Source organism: Streptomyces sp. NPDC048504 (assembly GCF_043200035.1).
Lineage (GTDB): Bacteria > Actinomycetota > Actinomycetes > Streptomycetales > Streptomycetaceae > Streptomyces.
Window position 1 is genome coordinate 251,561 of the sequence record NZ_JBICXA010000008.1, and the last position, 14,886, is coordinate 266,446.

At 70.7% G+C, this 14,886-nt stretch carries 17 protein-coding genes; 7 read left to right on the forward strand and 10 right to left on the reverse strand.

Features of this window, described 5'->3' with window-relative positions; translation table 11 throughout:
* Positions 1-17: 17 nt before the first annotated feature.
* Entirely contained in the window at positions 18-467 is a 450-nt protein-coding gene (locus tag ACGFY9_RS21810; protein ID WP_393756390.1) for a nitroreductase family deazaflavin-dependent oxidoreductase, read from the reverse strand.
* 197 nt (positions 468-664) lie between these two features.
* Here ACGFY9_RS21810 and ACGFY9_RS21815 point away from each other — a divergent pair, with 197 nt between their 5' ends.
* The 3 genes from ACGFY9_RS21815 (at position 665) to ACGFY9_RS21825 (ending at position 2,730) form a co-directional block, all read left to right on the forward strand.
* On the forward strand, positions 665-1,123 hold the full coding sequence (locus ACGFY9_RS21815) for a nuclear transport factor 2 family protein (RefSeq protein WP_393756392.1): 459 nt from the start codon (positions 665-667) through the stop codon (positions 1,121-1,123).
* A 163-nt stretch (positions 1,124-1,286) separates the two neighbouring features.
* The gene (locus tag ACGFY9_RS21820; protein ID WP_393756394.1) at positions 1,287-2,510 is read left to right on the forward strand and encodes a cytochrome P450; all 1,224 of its coding nucleotides are present in this window, start codon (positions 1,287-1,289) and stop codon (positions 2,508-2,510) included.
* 13 nt (positions 2,511-2,523) lie between these two features.
* A complete protein-coding gene (locus tag ACGFY9_RS21825) occupies positions 2,524-2,730 on the forward strand; it encodes a ferredoxin (RefSeq protein ID WP_393756396.1) in 207 nt (68 codons plus the stop codon).
* Between the two features lie 154 nt (positions 2,731-2,884).
* On the opposite strand, the gene ACGFY9_RS21830 is transcribed toward ACGFY9_RS21825, so the two are convergent.
* A complete protein-coding gene (locus ACGFY9_RS21830) occupies positions 2,885-3,763 on the reverse strand; it encodes a sigma-70 family RNA polymerase sigma factor (RefSeq protein WP_393756397.1) in 879 nt (292 codons plus the stop codon).
* 68 nt (positions 3,764-3,831) lie between these two features.
* Here ACGFY9_RS21830 and ACGFY9_RS21835 point away from each other — a divergent pair, with 68 nt between their 5' ends.
* Positions 3,832-4,509 (forward strand): FMN-dependent NADH-azoreductase, encoded by a 678-nt coding sequence (locus tag ACGFY9_RS21835; RefSeq protein WP_393756399.1) that lies wholly within the window; start codon positions 3,832-3,834, stop codon positions 4,507-4,509.
* A gap of 2 nt (positions 4,510-4,511) precedes the next feature.
* Here ACGFY9_RS21835 and ACGFY9_RS21840 read toward each other — a convergent pair whose 3' ends face one another.
* The gene (locus ACGFY9_RS21840; protein WP_393756401.1) at positions 4,512-5,063 is read right to left on the reverse strand and encodes a TetR/AcrR family transcriptional regulator; all 552 of its coding nucleotides are present in this window, start codon (positions 5,061-5,063) and stop codon (positions 4,512-4,514) included.
* A 111-nt stretch (positions 5,064-5,174) separates the two neighbouring features.
* On the opposite strand from ACGFY9_RS21840, the gene ACGFY9_RS21845 reads away from it, so the two are divergent.
* Both ACGFY9_RS21845 and ACGFY9_RS21850 read left to right on the forward strand, forming a co-directional pair.
* Positions 5,175-5,633 (forward strand): nuclear transport factor 2 family protein, encoded by a 459-nt coding sequence (locus ACGFY9_RS21845; protein WP_393756403.1) that lies wholly within the window; start codon positions 5,175-5,177, stop codon positions 5,631-5,633.
* Between the two features lie 30 nt (positions 5,634-5,663).
* Positions 5,664-6,188: a flavoprotein gene (locus tag ACGFY9_RS21850; RefSeq protein ID WP_393756405.1), complete on the forward strand. Its 525-nt coding sequence runs from the start codon at positions 5,664-5,666 to the stop codon at positions 6,186-6,188.
* A 5-nt stretch (positions 6,189-6,193) separates the two neighbouring features.
* On the opposite strand, the gene ACGFY9_RS21855 is transcribed toward ACGFY9_RS21850, so the two are convergent.
* The 6 genes from ACGFY9_RS21855 to ACGFY9_RS21880 form a co-directional block, all read right to left on the reverse strand.
* Positions 6,194-7,048, reverse strand: a complete 855-nt coding sequence (locus ACGFY9_RS21855; protein WP_393756407.1) for a hypothetical protein — start codon at positions 7,046-7,048, stop codon at positions 6,194-6,196.
* Between the two features lie 264 nt (positions 7,049-7,312).
* Complete coding sequence (locus tag ACGFY9_RS21860) at positions 7,313-8,623, reverse strand: alpha-glucosidase/alpha-galactosidase (protein ID WP_393756409.1); 1,311 nt, start codon at positions 8,621-8,623, stop codon at positions 7,313-7,315.
* 38 nt (positions 8,624-8,661) lie between these two features.
* Positions 8,662-9,480, reverse strand: coding sequence for a carbohydrate ABC transporter permease (locus ACGFY9_RS21865; protein WP_393756411.1), 819 nt, complete (start codon positions 9,478-9,480; stop codon positions 8,662-8,664).
* On the reverse strand, positions 9,477-10,439 hold the full coding sequence (locus ACGFY9_RS21870; protein ID WP_393756413.1) for a carbohydrate ABC transporter permease: 963 nt from the start codon (positions 10,437-10,439) through the stop codon (positions 9,477-9,479). The genes ACGFY9_RS21865 and ACGFY9_RS21870 overlap by 4 nt, the downstream gene beginning before the upstream one ends.
* A gap of 23 nt (positions 10,440-10,462) precedes the next feature.
* Positions 10,463-11,758 (reverse strand): ABC transporter substrate-binding protein, encoded by a 1,296-nt coding sequence (locus tag ACGFY9_RS21875; protein WP_393756415.1) that lies wholly within the window; start codon positions 11,756-11,758, stop codon positions 10,463-10,465.
* A 10-nt stretch (positions 11,759-11,768) separates the two neighbouring features.
* The gene (locus ACGFY9_RS21880) at positions 11,769-12,731 is read right to left on the reverse strand and encodes an endo alpha-1,4 polygalactosaminidase (protein ID WP_393756417.1); all 963 of its coding nucleotides are present in this window, start codon (positions 12,729-12,731) and stop codon (positions 11,769-11,771) included.
* Between the two features lie 258 nt (positions 12,732-12,989).
* Here ACGFY9_RS21880 and ACGFY9_RS21885 point away from each other — a divergent pair, with 258 nt between their 5' ends.
* Positions 12,990-13,961 carry an aldo/keto reductase gene (locus ACGFY9_RS21885; protein WP_393756419.1) on the forward strand — a complete coding sequence of 324 codons (972 nt, stop codon included), beginning with the start codon at positions 12,990-12,992 and terminating at the stop codon, positions 13,959-13,961.
* A 42-nt stretch (positions 13,962-14,003) separates the two neighbouring features.
* Here ACGFY9_RS21885 and ACGFY9_RS21890 read toward each other — a convergent pair whose 3' ends face one another.
* The gene (locus ACGFY9_RS21890) at positions 14,004-14,783 is read right to left on the reverse strand and encodes a phytanoyl-CoA dioxygenase family protein (protein WP_393756421.1); all 780 of its coding nucleotides are present in this window, start codon (positions 14,781-14,783) and stop codon (positions 14,004-14,006) included.
* Positions 14,784-14,886: the final 103 nt, after the last annotated feature.

A 14,886-nucleotide genomic window follows, 5' to 3' on the forward strand; every position in this document is an offset into this window, starting at 1 on the left:
CGGTCAGTCCCCGGGTCTCAGCTTCCGGCGGCCGGTTCGAGAACGAACACGGGGATCTGCCGGTCCGTCTTCGTCTGGTACTCGGCGTACGGGGGGTACGCGGCGACCGCCCGCTCCCACCACACGGCCTTCTCGTCGCCGGTGACCTCGCGGGCCGTCAGGTCCCACTTCTGCGGTCCGTCCTGAAGCTCGACACGCGGATCGGCCCGCACATTGAAGTACCAGACCGGGTGCTTGGGAGCGCCGCCCTGCGAGGCGACGACGGCATAGGTCCCGTCGTGCTCGACACGCATCAGCGGGGTCTTACGGAGCTTTCCGCTCTTGGCACCCACCGTCGTCAGCAGGATCACGGGCAGACCCGTGTCCATCAACGTCGTCCCCTTGGTACCGCCGGAGCTCTCGTACAGCTCGACCTGGTCGCGTACCCACTGCGCCGGGCTGGGTTCGTACTCGCCCTCAAGAGGCATGGCAATCGTCCCATCTCGCGTTCTACGGCTGTCTCGCACCGAGATTCAACACCAGCCGGTGCGTGATTCATCCATACCGCGACTCTCTTCGGCCACGCCCCCTCCACCGGGTGACGACCTCGGAGGTAATCGCACCGGAACGGGCTCTCCGGCACAGTCGGCACCCCACACGATCACCGGCCGAAGGAGAGCGCCCGATGTCCACGCCCCCGACCACGCGCACCCTCGTGGAAGACCTCCTGCACCGCATCGGCCACGCCGAGCCCGAGCACATCGCCGAGTTGTACGCCGAGCACGTCGACTGGAGGCTTGACTGGCCCGAGGACCAGCACGGCCGTCCCGCCACCCCGTGGATCCGGCACCGCGCCTCCCGGGCCGACGCCGCCGACCACTTCCGGGATCTCGCCGCCCACCATGTGCCGGGACAGGTGGGCACGGAGATCGAGCGCGTCCTGGTCGACGGCGAGGACGCGGTGGTTCTCGGCGAGATCCGGCTGACCGCCAGGCCCACCGGACGGTCGTATCACGCCAGGTTCGCCCTTCATCTCACCGTCCGGGACGGACTGATCGTCCGCCACCATGTGTACGAGGACAGCCTCGCCGTGTCTCTGGCCTTCGCCCCGGCGGACGGCGGGACTCCGGTCGTGGGCGGGTGACGTTCGTCCGGCCTCGCGACCCTGATCGTCGGGCGGGCCGGGGCCATCGGGTTCGGCCAGATTGTAGGGACCACCGATCTGGCCGAACTTCAGGTGGCCTCATAGGTGCCTCGGGCATCTAATGAAGATCGGCAAGACGCACTCTTCGTCTGCGAGGTCTTCCATGACGGATCTGACGGAACTGACGGATCTGACCGACCAGCCCGAACCCGTCTCCTTCCCGCAGGACCGCACCTGCCCCTACCACCCGCCCGCCGGCTACGACTCCCTCCGCAGCGCCCGCCCCCTGACCCGCATCACGCTGTACGACGGCCGCACGGCATGGCTCGTCACCGGGCACACCGCCGCCCGCGCACTGCTGGCCGACCAGCGGCTGTCCACCGACCGCAGCCGGCCCGACTTCCCCGCGACCAACGAACGGTTCGCGGCGGTCCGGAACCGCAAGGTCGCCCTGCTCGGTGAGAACGACCCCAAGCACCGCACCCAGCGGCGGATGATGATCCCCTCCTTCACCGTCAAACGCGCCACGGCGATGCGGCCCGACATCCAGCGGATCGTCGACGAACGGCTCGACGCGATGATCGCCCAGGGCCCGACCGCCGACCTGGTGCCCGCGTTCGCGCTGCCCGTTCCCTCGATGGTGATCTGTGCGCTGCTCGGCGTCCCGTACTCCGACCACGAGTTCTTCGAGGCCCAGTCCCGGCGCCTGCTGCGCGGTCCGAAGCCGGAGGACAGCCAGGACGCCCGCGATCAACTGGAGGCGTATCTGGGCGAGTTGATCGACCGCAAGCAGCGGAGTCCGGGCGAGGGGCTGCTGGACGAACTCGTCCGGGACCAGCTGAGCGAAGGGGCGCTGGACCGCGCGGAGTTGATCTCCCTGGCGATCATCCTCCTCGTCGCGGGCCACGAGACGACCGCCAACATGATCTCCCTGGGCACCTACACGCTGCTGCTCCACCCCGAGCGGCTCGCCGAACTCCGGGACGATCCAGGGCTGTTGCCCGACGCGGTCGAGGAGCTGATGCGGTCGCTGTCCATCGTGGACGGGCTGATGCGGCAGGCCCTTGAGGACATCGAGGTGGACGGCACGACGATCCGGGCCGGCGAGGGTGTGATCTTCTCGGCCGCGGTCATCAACCGCGACGAGGAGGTCTACACCGCCCCCGACACCCTGGACTGGCACCGGCCCACCCGCCATCACGTCTCGTTCGGCTTCGGCATCCACCAGTGCCTCGGCCAGAACCTCGCCCGCGCCGAACTGGAGATCGCCCTGCGCAGCCTCTTCGAGCGGCTGCCCACGCTGAGCCTGGCCGTGCCGGCGGAGGAGATCCCCTTCAAACCCGGCGACACGATCCAGGGGATGCTGGAACTCCCCGTGACCTGGTAAGAGGCTGCGCTCCATGCACACCGAAATCCACATCGACAAGGACATCTGCATCGGGGCGGGCCAGTGCGCCCTCGCCGCCCCGGGCGTCTTCACCCAGGACGACGACGGCTACAGCACGGTGCTGCCGGGCAAGGAGGACACCGACGACCCGATGCTCAGGGAGGCGGCACGGGCCTGCCCGGTGAGCGCGATCACGGTCTCGGACAGGGCTGTGGGCTGAGCGGGCTGCTCCGCAGGGGGCGGGGCTGCTGGGTGACCGGTTCCTGAGTGCGGCGGCGGGCGGCCTGGGCTGAGCGGTTCCTGAGCAGAAGGCGGCCGGCCCGCCGAGCCACCCCCTCCTGCCGCGAAGCCGTCACCCCTCCAGCCCGCCCACCTCAACCCACCACCCCAAGCACCCCCACCTCGACGCCCCGCAACCCCTCCCGCCCCGAGACCACCTCGTACGCGGCAACCCGCCCGCCCTCGACCCTCACCCGGAGAGCCAGCAGCAACCGTCCCCCCGGTGCGACCACGATCCCCACGTCCCCGTCGACGAGGGCGACGGTCGCGAACCGGGTCCGGTGCCGCAGCAGTACCGTCCCCTCCGCGACCGCCCGCGCGCCGCGCAGCTCGGCGGCCACGCCGGGCGGCAACACAGCAGGGTCGGCGTACCGGACGACATCGGGGGCGAGTACGTCGAGGAGCGCGCCGAGATCACCACCCCGCGCGGCGGACAGGAACGCCTCGACGACCTCCCGGTGCCGGTCGAGTCCGGCGCCCGGCACCACCGGCGTGCCCCGCACCTTGTGCCGGGCCCGGCTGGCGAGCTTCTTCGCGGCGGGCAGGGAGCGGTCCAGGACCGCGGCGACGCTGTCGAACGGCACCGCGAACAGATCGTGCAGCACGAACGCGACCCGCTCCGCCGGACCCAGCGTGTCCAGCACCACCAGCAGCGCGAGCCCCACCGAGTCGGCGAGCACGGCCTCGTCCTCGGGCAGCTCGTCGGCGCTCGGCTCCGGCAGGTCGTCGCCGTAGGGATCCTCCCGTCGGGACGCGCGCGAGCGGAGCATGTCCAGGCAGACGCGGGAGGCGACCGTCGTCAGCCAGGCGGTGAGGTTGTCGATGCCGTCGTCGCCCGTACGGCTGAGCCGTAGCCAGGCCTCCTGCACCGCGTCGTCCGCCTCGCCGAGCGAACCCAGCATCCGGTACGCGACCGCCCGCAGCTGCCCGCGCCGCTCCTCGAACCGCTCCGCCAACTCCTCGTGCCCCCGCATGGGTCACCTTTCCTCGCCGTGCTCCGTCACCTGTCCGACGAACCCGAACCGACCGAGGTGACCACACCATGCTGCTGCACATCGACTCCAGCGCCGACACGACCGCCGACTCCGTGACCAGGCAACTCACCGATACCTTCGCGCGGACCTGGCACACCGAGCACGGCAGCACGGCGGACCGCCGTCACCGCGACCTGTCCGCCGCCCCGGTGCCGCCGATCACCTCCGCCTACACCACCCTCGGCCGCCGCGTGGAACGCGAGGGATTCGTCCCGCCCGCCAAGGTCCCCGCACTGATCGAGAGCGCCGCCGAGCGGCACGAGTGGGAGCTGACCCTGCCGCTGATCACCGAACTGCTGGGCGCCGACACGCTGTTGCTCGGTGTCCCGATGTACAACTACTCGGTGCCCGCGACCCTCAAGGCATGGATCGACCGCGTCACCTTCCCCGGCGCGCTCACCGACCCGGACACCGGCGAGAGCCTCCTGCGGCACACCCGCGTGGTCGCGGTCATGGCACGCGGCGGCGGATACGGCCCCGGCACCCCGCGCGAACACCTCGACTTCCAAATGCCGTACCTGAAGGCCTACTTCGGCAACCTGGGCGTACCGCCGGAGAACCTCCACCTCGTCGCCGCCGAACTGACCCGGGTCGACGTCCTGCCCCAACTGGCAGGCCTGGAGGACCTGGCGGCGGCTTCCCTCGCCCGGGCCCGTTCCGCGCTCAAGGAACTCGCCGCCGCCTGACCTCAGTTGGCGCTCGACAACGCCAGGGCCGCCTCGCGCGCCTCTGCCGCAGGCTCTGCGCTCCCGGTGATGCCCGCCGTGACCATGGCCCCCTCGGCCAGCAGGAACACCTGTCCGGCGAGCGCGTCGGGCAGTCCCGCGTCCGCCACGAGACCGGCGAGATACTCGCGGAACGCCCGCTTGTGCGCCCGCACTTGGGCCACCACGCGCTCCGAGGTCGCGCCCAGTTCGCCGTACGAGTTGATCCACGCGCACCCGCGGAAATCGGCCTCGCCGAACCACTCCTCCAGCCAGTCGAAGACGGCCGGAATCCGCTCCCGCGGATCATCGTGCCGCGCGACGTGCTCGGCGAGGCGTCCGCGCCAGCGCAGGTCACGCCGTTCGAGGTACGCCTCCACCAACTCCTCCTTGGCGGGGAAGAGTTGATAGAGCCGCTTGAGGGAGAGCCCGGATGCGGACCGGACGGCGTCCATGCCGACAGCCTGAACTCCCCGCCCGTAGAACAGCTTCTCGGCGGCGTCGAGCGCCTGCTCCCGGGCGACTGCGCTGTCCATGGAACGACCCCACTCCTCGACTGCTCCTTGACGTGAGAACGAGCGTTCTCTACGTTAGCAGTCGCCCTGGAGAACGTGCGTTCTCCGCCCTCTTCCGCTCTGGAGACGACCATGGCCGACCGCCCTCCCCTCCCGCCCTTCACCCGGGAGACCGCGGCCCAGAAGGTGCAGGCCGCCGAGGGCGCCTGGAACACCCGCGACCCGCAGCGGGTGGCGCTCGCCTACTCCGAGGACTCCGTCTGGCGCAACCGCGACACCTTCGTCACCGGCCGCGCCGAGATCGTCGAGTTCCTCACCGCCAAGTGGGCCCGCGAGCACGAGTACGCGCTGCGCAAGGACCTGTGGGCCTTCGACAGCAACCGCATCGCCGTCCGCTTCCAGTACGAGTGCAGGGACGCCGACGGGCAGTGGTGGCGGTCGTACGGCAACGAGCTGTGGGAGTTCGACGAGCACGGCCTCATGACCCGGCGCGAGGCCAGCATCAACGACCTGCTCATCAAGGAGAAGGACCGCCGCGTCTTCGGCACCCGACCGGAGACCGAGCGCGGCGACTCGTTCCCGCTCCAGTAGGCCCGCGAGGCCGGACAGTAGGGTTCCCGGATGACCGAACCCGACGGGAAACCCTTCCTCTACGTCGTCGTCTGCGCCGCCGGGATCGCTGCCGACGTCGGCCAACTGATCGCCGCCGCACAGCAGTTGGACTGGGAGGTCGGGGTGATCGCGACCCCGGTCGCCGCGTCCGGCTTCTTCGACATCGCTGCCGTCGAGGCACAGACCGGCCGCCCCGTCCGGTCGGCCTGGCGGGTGCCGGGCGACCCGCGCCCCTTCCCGGCCCCGGTCGCCGTGGTCGTCGCGCCCGCCACCTTCAACACCATCAACAAATGGGCGGCCGGCACGGCGGACACCCTCGCCCTCGGCACCCTGTGCGAGGCGTACGGGCTGGGTGTCCCGACCGTCGTACTCCCTTGTGTGGCCGACGCGTTGGCGGCCCACCCCGCCTACCAGGAGAGCCTGGTACGGCTGCGCGGGATGGGCGTCCGGTTGGGGGACCCGTACTCCGGCGAGGTCCAACTGGACGGCGGGCGGCCGGAGTTCGGCTGGGAGCGGGCGCTGGACCTGCTCTAGCTGCTCTAGCCGCAGGTCACGGTCGGTCCCGCGAGCATGCCCCCGGTGTACAGGGCCTGGCCCTGCGGCATCCAGTAGCCCAGCTTCGAAACCACCGTGGAACAACGGGACTTGAGGGCGACCCGGACCACCACCGTGTCCGGGTGGCCCGGCTGGAGATCGGTGAGCGCGCAGTCCAGGGCGTGCGGGAGCCGGTCCTTCGACGGGTGGCGGCCGACCAGCGGGTTGACGCAGCGAGGGTCGGACGTGGTCAGCTCCGTGCCCGTGCCCTCTTCCGCGATGAGCCCGAAGCGCGCGCTGCCGTCGCCCTCGTCGCTGTACCGGTGGACCGTGTACGTCAGCGTGGTCACCGAGTCGGGCCGCAGTGTGCTCCGGTCGACCTCGATGCCGTGCGTGACCTTCGGCCTCGGCGCGGTCAGGGTCAGCGTGGCGTGGACGGTGCCCTGCAGGTCCACGCCCTCGGGCGCGGAGCGGACGCGCACGCCGGCCGTGAAGTCGTACGTCCCCGGGCCCGGATACTGGCCCGACCCCGGCAGCGTGCCGGACGCGGCCGTCCCGCCGTCACGCTCGGCGGTCCAGGTGCCCGAGGTGCGGCACGTGTACCGGACGGCCGACCTGAGCTGTCCGCAGGTCGCGGGAGCCGAGACCGCCATGGTCGGGGTGCCGCTGCCCGCGCAGAGGCTGACGACGGCGTGCTGGCCGTGCGCGCCGTGCAGGGTGCCCGCGGGCGCGCACAGGGTCGACGGCGGCTCGGGCGGGGACGGCGCCGGGTCCGTGCCGCCCCACGCGGGCGACACCAGGGCCAGCGGCAGCACGGCCGCCCCCAGCAGAGTCCTCAGTCTGGTCGAACGTCTCGGCACCGCGTTCCTCCCGTACGGCCACGACCGGCCGGGTGCCGGTCGCCTGCGCCGAGGATGCGGGACCCCGGCCGCCGCCCGGTCGCCCCACGCCGGGCGGGCGAGGGCGGGTCACACCAACGCCGGACGTCCGCGAGCGGCGCAGCGTCGCTCGCAGCTGCGGGGCCCTCGTCGGTCGGCCGGGGACGGCCGCGCGACGCCGCGTTGTGTCTGGCTCCGGTACCACGGCCGGCGGCCAAGGGCGGTCACGCCTCGCCCGGTCGCCCGTCAGTGCCCCAGCGGCGCGCGCAGCTCCGGCTGCAGCAGCTCTCCGTGCGCCTCGACGAGGTCGTCGCACAGGTCCCAGATCCGCTCGACCGGCAGGGCCGCCGCCGTCGCCGGGTCGGCCATCGCCGCGTGCCGGATGTGGCGCGGGTCGCCGTCCGTGGCCGCCCGGACCACCAGGTCGGTGACGGAGACGTAGGCGCTGTTGAGGGCCGCGCACTGCGGGGGCAGGGCGCCGACCCGGGTCGGCTGGACGCCCGACGCGTCGACCAGGCACGGGACTTCGACGACCGAGTCCGCGGGGAGGTTGTCGATGAGGCCGCGGTTGGGGACGTTGCCGTAGACCGTGCGGGGCGTGCCGGTGACGATGCTGTGGATGATCTGCGGGGCGTACTCCAGCGTGCCCTCGACGGGGAGCGGGATGCCGGAGGCGAGGGCGTCGCGGGTGCGTTCGTAGCTCAGGGTGTTCTCCTCGACGATCTCCAGGTACGCGCCGACCGGCAGCCGTAGCCGCTCGATCTCCTCGGGGTGGTGCAGATACCAGGGCACGTACTCGGCGGAGTGCTCGCTGGTCTCGGTGGGGTAGTGGCCGAGGCGGCGGTACATGTCGACGCGGACCCGGCGCAGGAGTTCGGGGTCCTTCGCGATCGTCTCGTCGAGGAGCGGGTAGAGGCTCTGCCCGGCCTGCTCGAAACGCAGGACCCAGGCCTGGTGGTTGACCCCGGCGGCCAGGTAGGAGATCTCCTCGAAGGGGACGCCGATCAGCTGGGACAGGTCGTGCATCGTCCAGTACACCGAGTGGCACAGGCCGGTAGCCCTGAGGGCGGGGGCGATGCGGCTCAGGTAGAGGAGGTTCATCGCCATCGGGTTGGTGTAGTTCAACAGGTGGGCGTCCGGGCAGAGTTCGGCCATGTCCTCGGCGAGTGACTTGAGCACCGGGAAGGTGCGCAGCGCGCGGAAGATGCCGCCGATGCCGAGGGTGTCGGCGATCGTCTGGCGCAGGCCGTAGCGGGCCGGGACCGCGAAGTCGGTTCGGGTGGCCTCGTTCATGCCGACCTGGACGATGTTGACGACGAAGTCGGCGTCCGCGAGGGCCGGTCGGCGGTCGAGGTGCGCGGTGATCTCCGGTGTGGCGCCGCGTACCCGGGCGATGTGGCGGGCCGCGCCCTCCGCCGTCGCGAGCCGTTCCGGGTCGATGTCATGCAACGCGATCCGGGCGCGGGCGAGTTCGGGGAACGCGAACAGGTCGGCGAGCAGGCCCTGCGTGAACACCACACTGCCGGCGCCCACGAAGGCGATCCTGACGTCGGTCATCTGGCTCCTCTGAGGATGGGTCAAGTACCTTGCGTGGCTCATCTCTTGAGGCCGCTCGACGTCAGCGACTGGATGAACGTCTTCTGCGCCAGCAGGAACGCCACCAGCACCGGCACCACCGTGATGACGTTGCCCGCCATCACCGCCGACCACTTGGTGTGGTGCTGTCCCTGAAAGGTCGTCAGGCCCAACTGGAGCGTGTACTGGGTGTCGTGGTTGATCGCGATCAGCGGCCACGACAGGTCGTTCCAGGTGGACAGGAAGGTGAGGACGGCGACCGTGGCGAGCGCCGGCCGGGCCAGCGGCATGACGATCGAGAACAGCACCCGCAGCCGCGAACACCCGTCGATCCAGGCGGCCTCCTCCATCTCCCTCGGCAACGCGAGGAAGAACTGCCGGAACAGGAACACCGCGAACGGCGTCACCAGCGACGGCAGGATCAGCGCGCCCAACGTGTCGATCAGCCCGAACCACTTCATCACCAGGAACGTCGGGATCATCGTCAGCTGGAACGGCACGACCATCGTCGCCAGCATCAGCCCCAGCAGCACCCGCGACCCGGCGAACCGCATCCGCGCGAACGCGTACCCGCCGAGCGACCCCAGCAGCAGATTCGACACCACCGCCACCGACGCCACGATGAGCGAGTTGGCGAACCAGCGCGGGAACAACGCGTTGCCCAGCACATAGCGGTAGCCGCCGAGGTCAACTCCCTTGGGCCACAAGGCGGGTGGGAAGCGGTTGATCTCCGCGTTCGTCATCACCGAGCTGAGCAGCAGCCATACGAACGGCAGCGCGAAGCACAACGCCAGCGGCGCCAGCACCAGATGCCACGCACTCACCCGCCGCGCACTCATCGCACACCCCCGTCCGTACGGCCCTGCCGCCGCCGTACGACCCGCAGCGCGCCGCCCGCCACCAGCAGTGCCACCGCGAGGACGTACGCCGACGCGGCGCCGTAGCCCGCGGTGAACATCTGGAAGGCCTGCTGCCAGACGAAGTACACGATCACCGTGGTCGAACCGAGCGGGCCGCCCTTCGTCGTCACGTAGATCAGGTCGAAGACCTGGAGCGAGGTGATGAACTGCCACAGCAGCAGGAACACCGTGACCGGTGTGAGCGCGGGCAGCGTCACATGGCGCAGCACCTGCGCACGGTCGGCGCCGTCGATGCGGGCCGCCTCGACGAGTTCGGGCGGCACGTCCTGGAGCGCGGCCAGGTACACCACCACACAGAAGCCCACCCCGCTCCACAGCGAGATCAGCACCAGCAGGTACAGCGCCTGGTCCGGGTCGGCGAGGAACCCCTGGGCGGAGATGCCGAGGTGGTGCAGCAGCGCGTTGGCGACGCCGAACTCCGGGTCCAGGATGAACGAGAACAGCACGCCCTGCGCGGTCGCCGACACCACGAACGGGATGAACACCAGCGTGCGGTACAGGCCGATGAGCCGGATCCGGCGGTTGAGGGCCAACGCCAGCGCGAGTCCGCCGACCAGGCTGAGCGGCACGTACAGGGCCGCGTACAGCAGCGTATTGCCCACCGCAGTACGGAAGTCGGGGTCCTGGGCGAGAGCGCGGTAGTTGTCGAGGCCGACCCAGCGGCCGGGCGTGACCAGGTCGTCGGCGCGGAACGACAGGAGCAGCGACCAGACGACGGGTACGACACTCAGCCCGAGGATCACCACGACCGACGGACCGATGAACGCCCAGGCGGTGGACCGCTCTTGACGGGCGCGACGGCGAGCGGCGCGGCGCGCGGCCTCGCTGGTGGACGCTGGCTGTGCGGGAAGGGTGAGGGCGCGGGGCAGTGTGGACATCGGGGTCTCCCGGAAGGGGGAAGTCACCTGGGGATCAGCAGGGCCGCGTCGGCCTTGTCGGCACAGGAACGGAGTGCCTTCTCGGGGGAGTCCCGGCCGAGCAGCACGGAGACGATCGCCTCGCCCAACGCCTGCGAGATCTGCGGATACGCGGCGTGCACGGGCCGCACGCGGGCCGAGCGCAGGGTGTCGGTGAAGACGTCGAGGCCGACCGTACGGGCGCTGTGCTCCCGCCACTCCGGCCGTGCCGCGGTGCCCGTGCTCAGCGGCAGCCCGCCCGCCGAGATGTCCCAACGGACGTCGTGGACGGGCGAGTTCATCCACTGCACGAACTCCACGGCCGCCCGGGAACGGGCCGAACCGTTGTCGAAGACCGTCCACGTGTCGGGCCCGGAGATGGTGACCGCGTGACCGCTGTACGTCGGCAGCGGCACGACCCCGTAGTCGATCTTCGCGGTGATGATGTCGGGCAACTGCCAGGGACCGGTGGCGACCATGGCCATCCGGCTGTTCAGGAACACCTGGTAGAGCTGTTCGCTGCCGGGCTTGGTGTCGAGGTACGCGCTTTTGTCGTGGCCGAGTTGGGCGAGCGTCCGGAGTGCTCGTACGCCCTGGTCGGCGAAGCCGATGTGCTTGCCGTCCGGGGCCACGACCTCGCCGCCGAGATCCCACAGCATCGGCCACAGCCGCCACACCGTGTCCTCGTCGCCGACAGCCGGCCAGCCGGTGCCGAAGACGCCCCGGTCGTGGTCGGTCAACTGCCGTGCCGTGTCGGTGAATTGCTCCCAACTCCAACCCGGCTCCGGGTAGTCGAGCCCGGCCTGCCGGAACAGTTTCTTGTTGTAGACGACGGCCAGCGAGTCCAGCACCGCGGGCGCGGCCCGCACCCGGCCGTTGACGGTGACCGCGTCCCGTACCGGCTTCCAGAACGTGTCCCACGGCGTCGGCCCGTTGCGCATCGCGGACGTCAGGTCGACGACCCGGGGGCTGCGCGCCACGCTCGCCAGGTCCGAGCCGAAGATGTAGGCGATGTCCGGGTACGAGCCGGCGGCCAGCGCGGCGGTCACCTTCTGGAGCATCGCGTCGGCCAACACCCCACCGCCGCCCGGGTCCACGCGGATCGTGGGGTGGGTCCGGTTGAACTCGGCGACCAGCGCCTTCACCGCCTTGCGGCCCGTGTCGACCTGCCCGTGCCACAGTTCCACGGTCACCCGCCCGTCCGCACCGACCCCGTCCGAGGAACCGCCCGCACAACCACTCGCGGCCCCGATCGCGGCCGTCCCGAGCAGCAGCCCACGGCGTGACATTCCCTTCGTCATGACGGCCTCCTCACCGCACCTTGCGGACGTAGTCGGCGCTGCCGGGCGTCGACACGTCCACGTCCCGGCGCACGATGCTGAGTCGCCCGGCGAAGCCCGAACGGGCTGTGCGCAGACCGGAGTCGGAGTACTCGATGACGATGACCCGGTCGTCGAAGGCCTTCGCGTACTCCCCGCACTCGTCGTACTCGGCGCACTCCTCCGCGATCGCGAAGTCGAGACCGAGCTTCTTCCTGAACCCCGCCAACTCCACGGTGTTCTTCTGGGCGATGGCCAGGTACCGGGCGTGCGCGTGCCGGGAGAGCAGGGTGATGAAGGCGGTCGCGTCGTTCGCCGTCAGGAGGCCGTGGGAGCGGGTGTAGCTGTCGTAGTTGTCCGGCTCGACCGCGTCGAACCCCTTGGCCGCGCAGCCGTCGATCCACCGGTTCACCCGTGCGGCCACCCGTGCCCGCTTCGCCGCCGTACCGATGTCGAGCAGCGCCTCGCCCCAGTCCTCGTCCACGACCACCTCGCCGTCCGCGTCCCGCAGCAGCAGGTCGGCGGGCCAGGAGGCGCGCTCGTCCGGCTGGGCCTGGAAGGCGTTGACGTAGCAGATGTTGTAGAGGCCGGGCGCGGGCGAGGCCGTACGGTCGCGGCTGACGATCCGGACACCGGCCGGCGGGGGATAGGCGCCGCCGATCTGGTAGTCGAAGTCGGCGTGCGGCGGCGGGAGTTGGACCGTGCCGGGCGCCGGAAGCGAAGCGCTCGCCGACGGGGCGGGGCGTTTCGACGGCGTAGGGCTCGTCGACGGGGTGGAGCTTCTCGACGGTGCCGCGCGGGACGGACTCTCCGACGGCGCCGCGCGCGACGGCTGTTCCGGCGCCGAGCTGTTCGAGGTTCCGCACGAGGTCAGGACCGCCGCGGCCGCGACGGCGCCGCTCAGGACCGCGGCCGTCCCGAGACCTCCGACGCGGGAGACACCCTTGACGGGCATGTCCGCTCCATCAATCGCGGGTACGACCCCGCCTCGGACCGGATGGAGCCGCGGTCCTGGCGACTGTGGCCGGGCTTGGAACGTGTCCGCTACCGGCTGGGCGCACCTCTGCGTACCGCGCCGCACGCGCGGGCACGTCCAGGATCAAAGCGCCCGGCCGGGCCGGCCGTCAAGGGCGCGCGCATATCCGCGACTTCGAGTACTCACGAAGTCGTACGCTCCGAAGCGGTACCGAACTCGAAGGCAGGAGCAGCAACGATGCAGTACGTGAAGCTCGGTTCGACCGGCCTGGACGTCTCGCGGATCTCTCTGGGCTGCATGACCTACGGCCTCCCGGACCGCGGCACCCACGAGTGGACCCTCGACGAGGAGGCCTCGCGCCCGCTGATCCGGCAGGCGCTGGAGGCCGGGATCAACTTCCTCGACACGGCGAACGTCTACTCCGACGGCACCAGCGAGGAGATCACCGGCAGGGCGCTGCGCGATTTCGCCCGCCGCGACGAGGTCGTCCTCGCCACGAAGGTGCACGGCAGGACGCGCCCCGGACCCAACGGCGCCGGACTCTCCCGCAAGGCGATCATGACGGAGATCGACCACAGTCTCGAACGGCTCGGCACCGACTACGTCGACCTCTACCAGATCCACCGCGCCGACCCGCACACCCCCATCGAGGAGACGATGGAGGCGCTGCACGACCTGGTGAAGGCGGGCAAGGTCCGCTACATCGGGGCGAGTTCGATGTACGCGTGGCAGTTCGCCAAGCACCAGCACATCGCCGAGCGGCACGGCTGGACCAAGTTCGTCTCCATGCAGAACCACTACAACCTCCTCTACCGCGAGGAGGAGCGCGAGATGCTGCCGCTCTGCGCGGACCAGGGCGTGGGTGTACTGCCCTGGAGCCCGCTGGCGCGCGGCCGTCTCACCCGGGACTGGGGCACCGTCACCGAGCGCAGCAGCACCGACAACTTCGGCAACCGCCTCTACCAGGACGGCGACCGCGCCATCGTCGAGGCGGTCACCCGCATCGCCGGCGACCGTGGCGTCCCGCGCGCCCAGGTCGCCCTCGCCTGGCTGCTGCACCAGAGCACGGTGGCCGCGCCGATCGTCGGCGCGGCCAAGCCGCAGCACATCGAGGACGCCGTGGCGGCCGTCGAACTGGAGCTGAGCGACAAGGAGTTGGAGGAGCTGGAGCAGCCCTACACTCCGCACGCGATCAGCGGCCACTCCTGACATATCTCAACAGGCCTTGCTCCAGGCCATCTTGATGAACCGTCAGTGCGGGCCGTGCGGTGCGAACTCCGTGCCGCACGGCCCCGCTCCGGCGCTCTCCGCCAGCGGCACCCGCTCACCGCTCATCGAGATCGTGCGGTAGAAACTCCCGATACGGTCGGCCGAGCGGCCCACGTAGTGCCCGATGAACGAACGGCGGAAGCGGTCCGCGCTCCGATTGGGCTGGGAGCCGTGCACCAGGCTGCCGTTGAAGAACAGGACGTCCCCGGGCGCCATGTCGACCGGCACGGGCGTGAGCCCCGGCGGCGGTGGCACGTACTCGCGCGCGAAGGACACCCCGGCGTCCGCCTCCTCCGGACAGAACACGTCCATGCGGTGGGTGCCGGGCACGACCTCCAGGCCGCCGTTGTCCCGGTCGATCTCGTCGCAGGCGATCCACGCGGCCACACACGTGCCCGGCTCGGCCCGCAGATAGAAGTTGTCCTGGTGCAGCGCCTGGCCGCGCGCTCCCGGCGGCTTGAAGTAGAACATGCTCTGCGCGGCCAGCACTTCCTCGCCGAACAGCGTCTCCAGGACGCTCCGCAGGCGGGGCTCCAGGAGGAAACGCAGGGCGAGTCGGCTGATCTCGTGGGGGTGCATCACCCTCGGGTGGGTCCGGAGGGGATCGTCGGAGACGCGCGGTTCGAAGTGTCCGGGCACCGGACCGCCGGCGTGCAGCGTCGTGAACTCCGCACAGAGCCGGTCGATTTCGTCGTACCTGAACAATCCGCGCGCGACCGTGAACCCGTCCTCCTCGAACGCGCCGATGTCCGTGGCCGTCATACAGACCTCCTCGGTGTCATGTCACACCACAGTGTCAGGAGGCCGGGCGTGTGCCTATTGGTTGGTCGTGAACTCCGTCATCGGTGAGGCCGTGGAAGTCGGC

Bases quoted from the DNA above. Each gene is read 5' to 3' on its own strand.
- ACGFY9_RS21830 (WP_393756397.1), bottom strand. From the start codon at position 3,763: ATGCGGGGGCACGAGGAGTTGGCGGAGCGGTTCGAGGAGCGGCGCGGG.
- ACGFY9_RS21890 (WP_393756421.1), bottom strand. From the start codon at position 14,783: ATGACGGCCACGGACATCGGCGCGTTCGAGGAGGACGGGTTCACGGTC.
- ACGFY9_RS21820 (WP_393756394.1), top strand. From the start codon at position 1,287: ATGACGGATCTGACGGAACTGACGGATCTGACCGACCAGCCCGAACCC.
- ACGFY9_RS21840 (WP_393756401.1), bottom strand. From the start codon at position 5,063: ATGGACAGCGCAGTCGCCCGGGAGCAGGCGCTCGACGCCGCCGAGAAG.
- ACGFY9_RS21825 (WP_393756396.1), top strand. From the start codon at position 2,524: ATGCACACCGAAATCCACATCGACAAGGACATCTGCATCGGGGCGGGC.
- ACGFY9_RS21815 (WP_393756392.1), top strand. From the start codon at position 665: ATGTCCACGCCCCCGACCACGCGCACCCTCGTGGAAGACCTCCTGCAC.
- ACGFY9_RS21860 (WP_393756409.1), bottom strand. From the start codon at position 8,623: ATGACCGACGTCAGGATCGCCTTCGTGGGCGCCGGCAGTGTGGTGTTC.
- ACGFY9_RS21875 (WP_393756415.1), bottom strand. From the start codon at position 11,758: ATGACGAAGGGAATGTCACGCCGTGGGCTGCTGCTCGGGACGGCCGCG.
- ACGFY9_RS21865 (WP_393756411.1), bottom strand. From the start codon at position 9,480: ATGAGTGCGCGGCGGGTGAGTGCGTGGCATCTGGTGCTGGCGCCGCTG.
- ACGFY9_RS21885 (WP_393756419.1), top strand. From the start codon at position 12,990: ATGCAGTACGTGAAGCTCGGTTCGACCGGCCTGGACGTCTCGCGGATC.
- ACGFY9_RS21810 (WP_393756390.1), bottom strand. From the start codon at position 467: ATGCCTCTTGAGGGCGAGTACGAACCCAGCCCGGCGCAGTGGGTACGC.
- ACGFY9_RS21870 (WP_393756413.1), bottom strand. From the start codon at position 10,439: ATGTCCACACTGCCCCGCGCCCTCACCCTTCCCGCACAGCCAGCGTCC.
- ACGFY9_RS21850 (WP_393756405.1), top strand. From the start codon at position 5,664: ATGACCGAACCCGACGGGAAACCCTTCCTCTACGTCGTCGTCTGCGCC.
- ACGFY9_RS21880 (WP_393756417.1), bottom strand. From the start codon at position 12,731: ATGCCCGTCAAGGGTGTCTCCCGCGTCGGAGGTCTCGGGACGGCCGCG.
- ACGFY9_RS21845 (WP_393756403.1), top strand. From the start codon at position 5,175: ATGGCCGACCGCCCTCCCCTCCCGCCCTTCACCCGGGAGACCGCGGCC.
- ACGFY9_RS21835 (WP_393756399.1), top strand. From the start codon at position 3,832: ATGCTGCTGCACATCGACTCCAGCGCCGACACGACCGCCGACTCCGTG.